The sequence below is a fragment of the Candidatus Halocynthiibacter alkanivorans genome (genome assembly GCF_003333265.1).
In the GTDB taxonomy this organism is placed as follows: domain Bacteria; phylum Pseudomonadota; class Alphaproteobacteria; order Rhodobacterales; family Rhodobacteraceae; genus Halocyntiibacter_A; species Halocyntiibacter_A alkanivorans.
Map to the genome: position 1 here is coordinate 1 of NZ_QOLB01000113.1, position 9677 is coordinate 9677.

At 56.9% G+C, this 9677-nt stretch carries 13 protein-coding genes and 1 tRNA gene; 12 read left to right on the forward strand and 2 right to left on the reverse strand.

Going from position 1 to position 9677, the window contains the following annotated elements; translation table 11 throughout:
- Positions 1 to 397, reverse strand: a 397-nt coding sequence (locus DWA01_RS13770; RefSeq protein ID WP_200832584.1) for an alpha/beta hydrolase, incomplete at its 3' end; no start/stop codon positions are given.
- A gap of 155 nt (positions 398 to 552) precedes the next feature.
- Here DWA01_RS13770 and iscR point away from each other — a divergent pair.
- From iscR to DWA01_RS13825, 11 genes are all read left to right on the forward strand, one after another.
- Positions 553 to 1026 carry a Fe-S cluster assembly transcriptional regulator IscR gene (gene iscR, locus DWA01_RS13775; protein WP_114286398.1) on the forward strand — a complete coding sequence of 158 codons (474 nt, stop codon included), beginning with the start codon at positions 553 to 555 and terminating at the stop codon, positions 1024 to 1026.
- Positions 1023 to 2066, forward strand: a complete 1044-nt coding sequence (locus tag DWA01_RS13780; RefSeq protein WP_114286399.1) for a cysteine desulfurase family protein — start codon at positions 1023 to 1025, stop codon at positions 2064 to 2066. The genes iscR and DWA01_RS13780 overlap by 4 nt, the downstream gene beginning before the upstream one ends.
- A gap of 73 nt (positions 2067 to 2139) precedes the next feature.
- The gene (sufB, locus tag DWA01_RS13785; RefSeq protein ID WP_419187010.1) at positions 2140 to 3642 is read left to right on the forward strand and encodes a Fe-S cluster assembly protein SufB; all 1503 of its coding nucleotides are present in this window, start codon (positions 2140 to 2142) and stop codon (positions 3640 to 3642) included.
- A 2-nt stretch (positions 3643 to 3644) separates the two neighbouring features.
- The gene (locus DWA01_RS13790; protein ID WP_114286401.1) at positions 3645 to 3953 is read left to right on the forward strand and encodes a DUF443 domain-containing protein; all 309 of its coding nucleotides are present in this window, start codon (positions 3645 to 3647) and stop codon (positions 3951 to 3953) included.
- A 10-nt stretch (positions 3954 to 3963) separates the two neighbouring features.
- Positions 3964 to 4278, forward strand: coding sequence for a heavy metal-binding domain-containing protein (locus tag DWA01_RS13795; RefSeq protein ID WP_114286402.1), 315 nt, complete (start codon positions 3964 to 3966; stop codon positions 4276 to 4278).
- A gap of 201 nt (positions 4279 to 4479) precedes the next feature.
- Complete coding sequence (locus tag DWA01_RS13800; protein WP_114286403.1) at positions 4480 to 4998, forward strand: hypothetical protein; 519 nt, start codon at positions 4480 to 4482, stop codon at positions 4996 to 4998.
- A gap of 80 nt (positions 4999 to 5078) precedes the next feature.
- Positions 5079 to 5834 carry a Fe-S cluster assembly ATPase SufC gene (gene sufC, locus DWA01_RS13805; RefSeq protein ID WP_114286408.1) on the forward strand — a complete coding sequence of 252 codons (756 nt, stop codon included), beginning with the start codon at positions 5079 to 5081 and terminating at the stop codon, positions 5832 to 5834.
- Positions 5834 to 7120, forward strand: a complete 1287-nt coding sequence (gene sufD, locus DWA01_RS13810; protein WP_114286404.1) for a Fe-S cluster assembly protein SufD — start codon at positions 5834 to 5836, stop codon at positions 7118 to 7120. Before sufC ends, sufD begins: the two co-directional genes overlap by 1 nt.
- Entirely contained in the window at positions 7120 to 7623 is a 504-nt protein-coding gene (locus DWA01_RS13815; RefSeq protein WP_114286405.1) for a YIP1 family protein, read from the forward strand. Before sufD ends, DWA01_RS13815 begins: the two co-directional genes overlap by 1 nt.
- Positions 7616 to 8836 (forward strand): cysteine desulfurase, encoded by a 1221-nt coding sequence (locus DWA01_RS13820; protein ID WP_114286406.1) that lies wholly within the window; start codon positions 7616 to 7618, stop codon positions 8834 to 8836. Before DWA01_RS13815 ends, DWA01_RS13820 begins: the two co-directional genes overlap by 8 nt.
- A gap of 65 nt (positions 8837 to 8901) precedes the next feature.
- Positions 8902 to 8978 (forward strand) — tRNA-Arg (locus tag DWA01_RS13825).
- A 6-nt stretch (positions 8979 to 8984) separates the two neighbouring features.
- Here DWA01_RS13825 and DWA01_RS13830 read toward each other — a convergent pair.
- Positions 8985 to 9440: a site-specific integrase gene (locus tag DWA01_RS13830; RefSeq protein ID WP_136057752.1), complete on the reverse strand. Its 456-nt coding sequence runs from the start codon at positions 9438 to 9440 to the stop codon at positions 8985 to 8987.
- 71 nt (positions 9441 to 9511) lie between these two features.
- Between DWA01_RS13830 and DWA01_RS13835 the strand changes: the two genes are divergently transcribed.
- A partial coding sequence (locus DWA01_RS13835) for a transposase (protein ID WP_136057665.1) occupies positions 9512 to 9677 on the forward strand: 166 nt, incomplete at its 3' end.

A 9677-nucleotide genomic window follows, 5' to 3' on the forward strand; every position in this document is an offset into this window, starting at 1 on the left:
GCGGGGCCACCGAGATAAATCCGGTGATTTCCGGGCGGCGCATCAAAAGCTGCATGCCGATCCAGGCGCCAAACGAAAAGCCGGCAACCCAGCAATGTTTGGAGTTGGTGTTCATTGACTGCAGGTAATCCAGTGCGGATGCCGCATCAGACAGCTCGCCGATACCCTGGTCGTATTCACCCTGGCTGCGCCCGACGCCACGGAAATTAAACCGCAGCACCGTAAAGCCCATTTTGTGAAACGCGTAGTGCAGATTGTAGACCACACGGTTGTTCATGGTGCCGCCAAACTGCGGGTGCGGATGCAGGATAATTGCGATCGGTGCGCCCCTATCCTTCTGTGGATGATAGCGTCCTTCCAGACGGCCCTCTGGGCCTGGGAAAATAACCTCGGGCATATGTGCCTGTCTCTCCTGTCCGTGTCGATCTATTCTTGACGAATTTGCTCAGTCATCTTAGAACAATTCTAAATCCCGCTCTGAATGCGGGAACTGGGTCCTATGGGAGTAGTGTCCAGGTCAGAGAAGGTCAATGAAATTGCGAAAGCAGAGCCATGAAACTCAGTACTAAAGGTCGCTACGCGATGGTTGCGCTTGCGGATCTGGCAATGCAACCGCCAGAGGCGTTGTTATCGCTGTCTGAGATTTCAAAGCGGCAGGATATATCATTGCCTTATCTGGAGCAGCTTTTTGTCAAGCTGCGCCGTGCAGAACTGGTTGAATCGGTGCGTGGTCCCGGCGGTGGTTATCGTCTGGCGCGTGCGGCGTCTGAGATCCGGGCGGTGGATATTCTGGCGGCTGTTGATGAAACGGTTTCGGCCCTGCACACCGGTGCCGGTGCGTCTGGCGGTATTTGCGGCAGCCGGGCCCAGTCGATGACCAACCGGTTGTGGGAAGGTCTTTCGGCGCAGGTCTATGTATTTTTGCACCAGACCAGACTATCTGATGTGGTGGGTAACGGGCTTGCGCCCTGTCCGGCGGTGCCAACCCTGTTTCAAGTGGTGGATCACGGGGTGGACGACGTATGAGCCGGGTCTATCTTGATCACAACGCCAGCACGCCGCTGCGCCCGGAGGCGCGCGCCGCGGTGATGGCGGCAATGGATGTGTCGGGCAACCCGTCCTCAGTACATGCGGAAGGGCGTTCGGCGAAAGCTCTGGTCGAAAAGGCACGCGCACAGATCGCTGCCGCGTTTGGCGCCGATGGTGCTGATGTGGTGTTCACGTCTTCTGCGACCGAGGCCGCAGCGCTGGCGATGGCGGGACGTGGCTTGCATTCTGCGGAAGTGGAACATGGTGCGGTCACCGCCTGGGCGGAAACGGATCTGCCGGTGGATGCCACTGGCCAGGTGGTTGTTGCTGAGCCGGGCAAAAGTGCGGTTCAGTATGCAAATTCGGAAACTGGTGTGGTGCAAAAGCTGCCTGAAGGGCTGGCTTTGTGTGATGCGACCCAGGCTTTTGGCAAGATGCCACTGGCGTTCAACTGGATCGGAGCTGATATGGCTTTGATTTCAGCGCATAAGCTTGGCGGGCCCAAAGGGGTTGGCGCGCTGGTGCTGAAACAGGGGCTTGATGTGCCGGCGCAAATCCGGGGCGGTGGTCAGGAAATGGGCCGGCGTTCGGGCACGGAAAACATTGTCGGCATTGCCGGTTTTGGTGCTGCTGCCGAGGCCGCGGCCCGGGATCTGGCCAACGGGGTTTGGGAACGGATTGCGGAACTGCGTGATCTGTTGGAAACAAGTATCGCTGACGCGGCGCCGGACACGATCTTTGTCGGCCAGGGTGTGGAGCGTTTGCCCAACACCTGCAACATGATTTCGCCCGGCTGGAAAGGCGAGACGCAGGTGATGCAGATGGATCTGTCCGGATTTGCGGTGTCTGCCGGTTCGGCCTGTTCCAGTGGCAAAGTCAACGCCAGCAAGGTGCTGCGCGCTATGGGCTATGATGACGCCGGGGCCAGCAGCGCCATCCGGGTGTCGCTTGGCCCGCTGACAACAAAAAATGACATTACCGGGTTTGCCGAGGCCTGGATCAAAGCACAGGCTCGTCACCGCGCACGGGCTGCATAAATACAGGCGCGTATCGCGCGCCAGAAATACCGGGCTTGCCCGGAGGTTGAAGGAAACGATCAGGATGAGTTCTGTGGAAAATCTGAAAGTCAAAGACGGCGTCGAAGTCGAAACTGTCGCAGCCGTGAGTGCGCTGGCCGGAAAATACAAATACGGCTGGGAAACCGAGATTGAAATGGAATACGCGCCCAAGGGTGTGAATACGGACATCGTGCGGCTGATCTCGGGCAAAAACGAAGAACCCGAATGGATGACCGAATGGCGTCTGTCGGCGTTTGAGCGCTGGGAGCAGATCGAAGAACCGACCTGGGCAATGGTCAGCTATCCGGAAATTGATTTCCAGGACATCTATTATTATGCCCGGCCCAAAAGCATGGAAGTCAAACCCAAGTCGCTGGACGAGGTTGATCCCAAGCTGCTGGAAACTTACAAGAAACTGGGTATCCCACTGAAAGAACAAGCGCTTTTGGCCGGCGTCGAAGCGCCTGAAGGCGAGCGCAAAGTTGCGGTGGATGCGGTGTTTGACTCCGTCTCTCTCGGCACAACGTTTCAGAAAGATCTTGAAAAAGTCGGTGTGATCTTCTGTTCAATTTCCGAGGCGATCAAAAAACATCCCGAACTGGTGAAAAAATATCTCGGTACCGTGGTGCCGGCGTCTGACAATTTTTATGCCACGCTGAATTCAGCGGTGTTTTCCGATGGGTCCTTTGTCTATATCCCGCCCGGTGTGCGCTGCCCGATGGAACTGTCGACTTATTTCCGCATCAATGCGGAAAACACCGGCCAGTTTGAACGCACGCTGATCATTGCCGACAAGGGCTCCTATGTGTCCTATCTGGAAGGCTGTACCGCGCCCAAACGCGACGTGGCGCAGCTGCATGCTGCGGTGGTGGAAATCATCATCGAAGAAGACGCCGAGGTAAAATATTCCACGGTGCAAAACTGGTATCCCGGAGATGAGAACGGCGTGGGTGGCATCTATAACTTCGTCACCAAACGTGCCGATTGTCGGGGCGATCGTGCCAAAATCATGTGGACCCAGGTTGAAACCGGCTCGGCTGTGACCTGGAAATACCCGTCCTGCATCCTGCGCGGCGATGAAAGTCAGGGCGAGTTTTATTCGATCGCCATCACCAATAATTACCAGCAGGCCGACACCGGCACCAAAATGGTGCATCTGGGCAAAAACACCAAAAGCCGCATTGTCTCCAAGGGCATTTCAGCCGGGAAAGCGCAGAACACCTATCGTGGTCTGGTCTCGATGCATCCAAGGGCGAAAAACAGCCGCAATTACACCCAGTGTGACAGCCTGTTGATCGGCGATAAATGCGGTGCCCATACGGTGCCTTATATCGAGGTGAAGAACAATTCATCCCGGGTTGAACACGAGGCCACCACGTCCAAGGTGGATGAGGATCAACTGTTTTACTGCCGTTCTCGCGGCATGAACGAAGAAGAAGCCGTGGCGCTGGTGGTGAACGGGTTCTGTAAGGAAGTGCTGCAGGCACTGCCGATGGAATTCGCCATGGAAGCCCAGGCGCTGGTCGCGATCTCGCTGGAAGGCTCGGTGGGCTGATCATGAACGGGGATGTGGCAGCACAGATCCGATCAGATGTCCGACAGATGCTAGCTGTGAGCGGCTCGTTTGTCGGGACCACTGCCGTGCTTTTAGCGCTGTCGGTGCAATATCTGGCGTTTTTGTCTGCTCCACTTATTGTATTGAGTAGTCTGCTGGGCGGTATGCTGGTTTCCGTTTTGTTGCGCAGACTTTTTATTCAGAAACGTCGAAAGCAGCGATTGCAGACCGAAAAAGAAATGCGAACCGCGCGTGAAGAAAAAACCCAGGCAAGGCTACGGGCAATGCGCCGTGGTTTTCAGACCAAGTGAGGACGAACAGATGATCATCACCACGACCAACTCTGTCGAGGGTTATCAGATTTCTGACTACAAAGGCATTGTGGTGGGCGAAGCCATCATGGGCGCCAATGTGGTGCGCGATCTGTTTGCTGCCGTCACCGACATCGTGGGGGGGCGTTCCGGGGCCTATGAAAACAAGCTTCAGGACGCGCGCGAAACTGCTTTGAAAGAACTGGAGCAACGCGCGGCAGAAGCCGGTGCCAATGCGGTTGTTGGTGTGGATCTCGATTATGAAGTCATCGGCAATTCGATGCTGATGGTGTCTGCCTCCGGAACTGCGGTGGTGATCAGCTGATGCATTTGACCGCTGGCATAATCGTAGCATCTGATCTTGTCGTGGAATGGGCAGGGCGCGCGCAGCGCTTGTCACATGTGTATGCGGGGCTGTGGGGGACGAAAAAAACGTCTGATCAGAAACTCTCCACCTTTGTCCCACATTTTTGCCAGATTTCCCTGCACAATTGTCGGTTGAATACGAGCAACTCAGGGGGCAGCGATGGCGCCGCATCAAGACATGTTTCTGGAGCGTCTCAGTCGGATAGAATCCGGGCGGGGCAACGTCACCGGCACTGTGCACATTGGCGCTTCGTCTTACGATGCGTCGCAAAACCGCGTTTTTCTGCAGGAGCGCGCGCCGTTTCTCACACGGGCTCTGCGCTGGTCGGGCCGGTTTTCACTGGCTCTGATCTCGGGCGCCGGAGCTGTTCTGATCGGACGGCAGCTGGCCTTTCAGTTTTTGCAGCCCGACGGACCGCTGGCAGAGCTGGTGGCGCAGGCCGGACCGCTTGCCGCCTACGGACCGTTTTTGCTGGCCGCACTGACCGGTCTGGTTCTGATGGTGATCCTGTCGCTTTATCGCGGATTTATGCCCTATGCGATGATGGCGGGTGCCGCCGCGGTGCTGCTGGGCGAGTCATCCGTGCTGGAACGGGCGCCCGGCCTGTTCACACCGCTTTACATCCCTGCTCAGACCGAGCAGGCCCTGCAGGCCATACTTCAGGCCCTGCCGGTTTAACTCACACAAAAATACTGTCAAATTTTCATGGGGACCGTGCAGCGCACGTGTCCTCCTGAATGCGTAAGGACGAAGAAAAAATGTTGGAAATCAAGAACCTCCACGTGAAACTTCAGGACGAAGACAAACAGATCCTCAAAGGTGTTGATCTGGTGGTAGAGCCTGGAACGGTGCATGCGATTATGGGGCCAAACGGGTCGGGGAAATCCACCACCTCCTATGTTCTGTCCGGCCGCAATGGCTATGAGGTCACTGAGGGCGGCGCGACGCTGGATGGCAAAGACCTGCTGGAAATGGATCCCGAAGAACGGGCGGCTGCCGGCCTGTTCCTCGCATTCCAGTACCCGGTGGAAATCCCCGGTGTTGGCAACATGACCTTCCTGCGCACCGCGGTGAACGCACAGCGCAAGGCGCGCGGTGAAGAAGAACTCAGCGCGGCTGCGTTTCTGAAAGAAGTGCGCGCCAAAGCCAAAGCGTTGAAAATCGACGCAGATATGCTGAAACGCCCGGTCAATGTTGGTTTTTCCGGCGGTGAGAAAAAACGTAACGAAATCCTGCAGATGGCGATGCTTGAGCCAAAAATGTGCATTCTGGATGAAACCGATTCCGGTCTGGATGTGGATGCGATGAAACTGGTGGCTGAAGGCGTGAATGCATTGCGCGATGGCAAACGGTCTTTCCTGGTGATCACCCATTACCAGCGTCTTCTGGACCATATCAAACCCGATGTTGTGCACATCATGGCCAATGGTCGTATCGTCAAATCCGGCGGGCCGGAGCTGGCGCTGGAAGTCGAAGAAAACGGCTACGCTGACATTCTGGCGGAGTTTGCGTAATGCCGGTTCTGCAAGCAAAACGCGACGCAGCTGTTGCGCGGATGGCGGTGCTGCCGGTGGTGCCAACATCCGGCTGGACTGCACTGGCCCGCGCGGCTGCGGCGGAACGCCTGTCGGTGATGGGGATGCCGGGACGGCGGGATGAATATTGGAAATATACTGATCCCACAAGTCTGAGCCAGGTCGATGTCAGGTCCGCAGCGGTGCTGCAAAGTGACGAATCCCCGGTCTTTGGCGATATTGACCGGTTGAAAATCGTATTTGTAGATGGTGTGTTTGACGCCTCTGCATCCGATGATCTTGCACTCGCGGGCATTGAAATCGAACGCCTGGAAACGGCTGCTTCTGAGGATGCCCACTGGGCCAGCGCCTTGTTTGGCGTGTTGGAAGCAAAAGGGCAGTCACCGGTTGAGCGCCCGCTTGCGGCCCTGAACACCGCCACAGTCGCAGACGGCATTTTGATCCGTGTTACCGGGAAAGTCGAAAAACCCGTAAGCCTGATCTATGTTCACAGCGCTGACAATTCCGACGCTGTGCTGCATCACGTCGTGCGGCTGGAAGAAGAGGCCGAACTGACCCTGCTGGAAAACGGCCCGGCAGCCGCGCGTTTCAACATGGTGCTGGAAGTCGATGTCGCAGATCGTGCTCGTTTCAGCCATATACGTGCTCAGGGACGGGACCATGAGCGTCGCGCCGCGACCCATATATTTGCCCGCCTTGCTACTGAAAGTCAGTTCAAAAGCTTCACTGTGACTGTGAATGGCGTTTTGACCCGCAACGAATGTGTGATTGAGCTGACCGGCGACAATGCCTCGGCCCATGTGGCCGGGGCTGCGCTTGGGGACGGCGATTTCCACCACGATGACACGGTGTTCATCACCCATGACAGCGTGAATTGTGAAAGCCGTCAGGTATTCAAAAAGGTGCTGCGCAACGGTGCCAAAGGCGTGTTCCAGGGCAAAATCCTGGTCAAAGCCGACGCGCAGAAAACCGATGGCTATCAGATCTCCCAGGCGCTGCTTCTGGACGATGATGCGCAGTTCCTGGCCAAACCGGAGCTGGAAATTTACGCCGATGATGTTGCCTGTTCGCACGGGTCCACCACCGGGGCAATTGACGAAAACGCACTGTTTTATCTGCGCTCGCGTGGAGTGCCGCTGGCCGATGCGCAGGACATGATGATCCTGTCATTCCTTGAGGATGCGATCGCCGAGATTGAAGACGCTTCGCTGGCCGATGATATACGTGGCCGCCTTGAGGGCTGGCTGACACGGCGGCGTGTATAATGGCTTTGATTGGCAACATCCTGAAGACTTATCGAGCGCCGCGCCAGGCCGTGCGCGGGGTGCTGGAGATGGGGCGGCGCGAAGATCTTATGGTGGTCTATCTGCTGCTGGCCTGCGCTTTGATCTTTGCATCTCAGTGGCCGGCTCTGGCGCGCCAGGCCTATCTGGATCCCGCGATCCCGCTGCAAGCGCTGCTGGCGATATCCGCTATGGTCTGGCTGATGGCGTTCCCGTTGATCGCCTATATCCTGGCGTTTGTGCTGTATCTTCTGACCCGCGTAGTCGGCATGGCTACCACCGGATATGGCAGCCGGGTTGCCCTGTTCTGGGCGATGTTGGCCGCAAGCCCTTTGTGGTTGTTTTGGGGGATGGTCAAAGGACTGGCCGCTCCTGGAGCTGCTGAAACCGCTTTGGCGGCGCTGACTCTTGGCGCTTTTCTGATTTTTCTGGTGGCCGGGCTTTTAGAAGCAGGCCGCGCCCGCGACGAGGTGAGCGATGTATGATGTAAGTGCAATCCGGGCAGATTTCCCGATCCTGAGCCGTGAGGTGAACGGCAAACCGCTGGTCTATCTGGACAATGGTGCTTCTGCGCAGAAACCCCAATGTGTAATAGACGCGGTAACACGCGCTTACGCAGAAGAATATTCTAATGTTCACAGAGGCTTGCATTACCTTTCTAATCTGTCGACGGAACGCTATGAATCTGTGCGTGGCACCATCGCACGCTTTTTGAACGCCGGGTCTGAAGACGAGATCGTTCTGAACTCGGGCACCACTGAAGGCATCAATATGGTGGCTTACGGCTGGGCGATGCCGCGGCTGGAACCTGGCGATGAGATCCTGTTGTCGGTGATGGAACACCACGCCAATATCGTGCCGTGGAACTTTCTGCGCGAACGCCAGGGTGTGGTGTTGAAATGGGTTGAGACCGCTGCTGACGGCTCGCTTGATCCACAGGCAGTGATCGACGCCATTGGCCCCAAAACCCGTCTGATAGCGATCACGCAGACCTCTAATGTTCTGGGCACCAGAGTAGACTTGAAAACCATCACAAAGGCGGCCCATGAACATGGGGTTCCGGTTCTCGTTGACGGATCTCAGGGCGCGGTGCACGGCCCGGTGGATGTGCAGGACATTGGCTGCGATTTCTACGCCATCACCGGCCACAAACTCTATGGCCCCTCCGCTTCGGGCGCGATTTACGTGCGCAAAGAACGGCTGGCAGAGATGCGGCCTTTCATGGGCGGCGGCGACATGATCCGCGAAGTGACCCGGGATCTGGTGACCTACAATGATCCGCCGATGAAGTTTGAGGCCGGTACGCCGGGCATCGTGCAGATCATCGGGCTTGGCGTTGCACTGGAATACCTGATGACGGTTGGTATGGATCGCATAGCTGCGCATGAACAGGAACTGGCCGCCTATGCCAGTCTGAGGTTCAGCGGGTTGAACTGGTTGAAAATCCAGGGCACTGCGGCGGACAAAGCTGCGATTTTCTCCTTCACTCTGGAGGGGGCGGCACACGCCCATGACATTTCCACCGTGCTGGATAAAAAAGGCGTTGCGGTCCGGGCCGGGCACCATTGTGCACAACCTCTGATGCAGCATCTTGGCGTCACCGCGACCTGTCGCGCGTCCTTTGGCATGTACAATACCACCGGTGAAATTGACACTCTGGTGGACGCTTTGGAACTCTGCCACGACCTGTTTGCATGATTTGTGCAATCAGGGTGTGAAAACCGATTGCAGGGGGGCGGGACATGTCTTATATCCCGCCTCAGGCACCCGTAGCTCAGCTGGATAGAGCGCTGCCCTCCGAAGGCAGAGGTCACAGGTTCGAATCCTGTCGGGTGCACCATTAATTTCAATGACTTACGTCACTTTCTCTCTCTTGAAAAAGCGGCCTAGTTTGGGGCGCGCCCCATTTCCAGGGCCTTGACAGCCGATTCCTGGTGGTTTGGGTGGTGGTGCCGTACACTCGCTCCAGTGTTTCCGCGCTCATTCCGAGGAAACCGGCCGCGTCCCATTTATTCGCAGATCCTTGCATGAGCCACGTTGCGCAGGTGTGACGCAGCGTGTGTGGTGTAACGCCGGTCAGATCGAGGGCAACGCCGTTTTGTTCGGCCATTTGCATGGCGATTTTCTTGCAGCGCGCCCAGCCTTTGCGAATCTCCGCGACCCGAATGCCCTGGTTGTTCTCGACAACAAAATTACAGCCGTTTCTGCTCCAGCGTTTGACGTGGCTCAAAAACTGGCGAGGAAGGCGCGCCGGAGGCTGACGCTTCTTTGTCTGCTGTCTGCCGGCAGGGGCGCGATACATCACCCCGTTGGTCTTGTCCCGATTTAGTTCCGGTCTCTTTCGAGCGATATTCGCAATGAAGGAGACAAGAAATGGCACCAAGATACAGCGAAGAATTCCAGCGTGACGCGGTTCGCATTGCAACGACCAGCGGCCTGACGCGACCCCGGATTGCGTCGGATTTGGGGGGTGGCGTTTCGACCCTGAACAAGTGGGTTCAACAACACCAGAACGACGACCTGATGTCTGGCCCACATG

Excerpts from the sequence above, each read along its gene's own strand:
- iscR (WP_114286398.1), top strand. The coding sequence starts at position 553 with ATGAAACTCAGTACTAAAGGTCGCTACGCGATGGTTGCGCTTGCGGAT.
- DWA01_RS13780 (WP_114286399.1), top strand. The coding sequence starts at position 1,023 with ATGAGCCGGGTCTATCTTGATCACAACGCCAGCACGCCGCTGCGCCCG.
- DWA01_RS13790 (WP_114286401.1), top strand. The coding sequence starts at position 3,645 with ATGAACGGGGATGTGGCAGCACAGATCCGATCAGATGTCCGACAGATG.
- DWA01_RS13795 (WP_114286402.1), top strand. The coding sequence starts at position 3,964 with ATGATCATCACCACGACCAACTCTGTCGAGGGTTATCAGATTTCTGAC.
- DWA01_RS13800 (WP_114286403.1), top strand. The coding sequence starts at position 4,480 with ATGGCGCCGCATCAAGACATGTTTCTGGAGCGTCTCAGTCGGATAGAA.
- sufC (WP_114286408.1), top strand. The coding sequence starts at position 5,079 with ATGTTGGAAATCAAGAACCTCCACGTGAAACTTCAGGACGAAGACAAA.
- sufD (WP_114286404.1), top strand. The coding sequence starts at position 5,834 with ATGCCGGTTCTGCAAGCAAAACGCGACGCAGCTGTTGCGCGGATGGCG.
- DWA01_RS13815 (WP_114286405.1), top strand. The coding sequence starts at position 7,120 with ATGGCTTTGATTGGCAACATCCTGAAGACTTATCGAGCGCCGCGCCAG.
- DWA01_RS13820 (WP_114286406.1), top strand. The coding sequence starts at position 7,616 with ATGTATGATGTAAGTGCAATCCGGGCAGATTTCCCGATCCTGAGCCGT.
- DWA01_RS13830 (WP_136057752.1), bottom strand. The coding sequence starts at position 9,440 with ATGTATCGCGCCCCTGCCGGCAGACAGCAGACAAAGAAGCGTCAGCCT.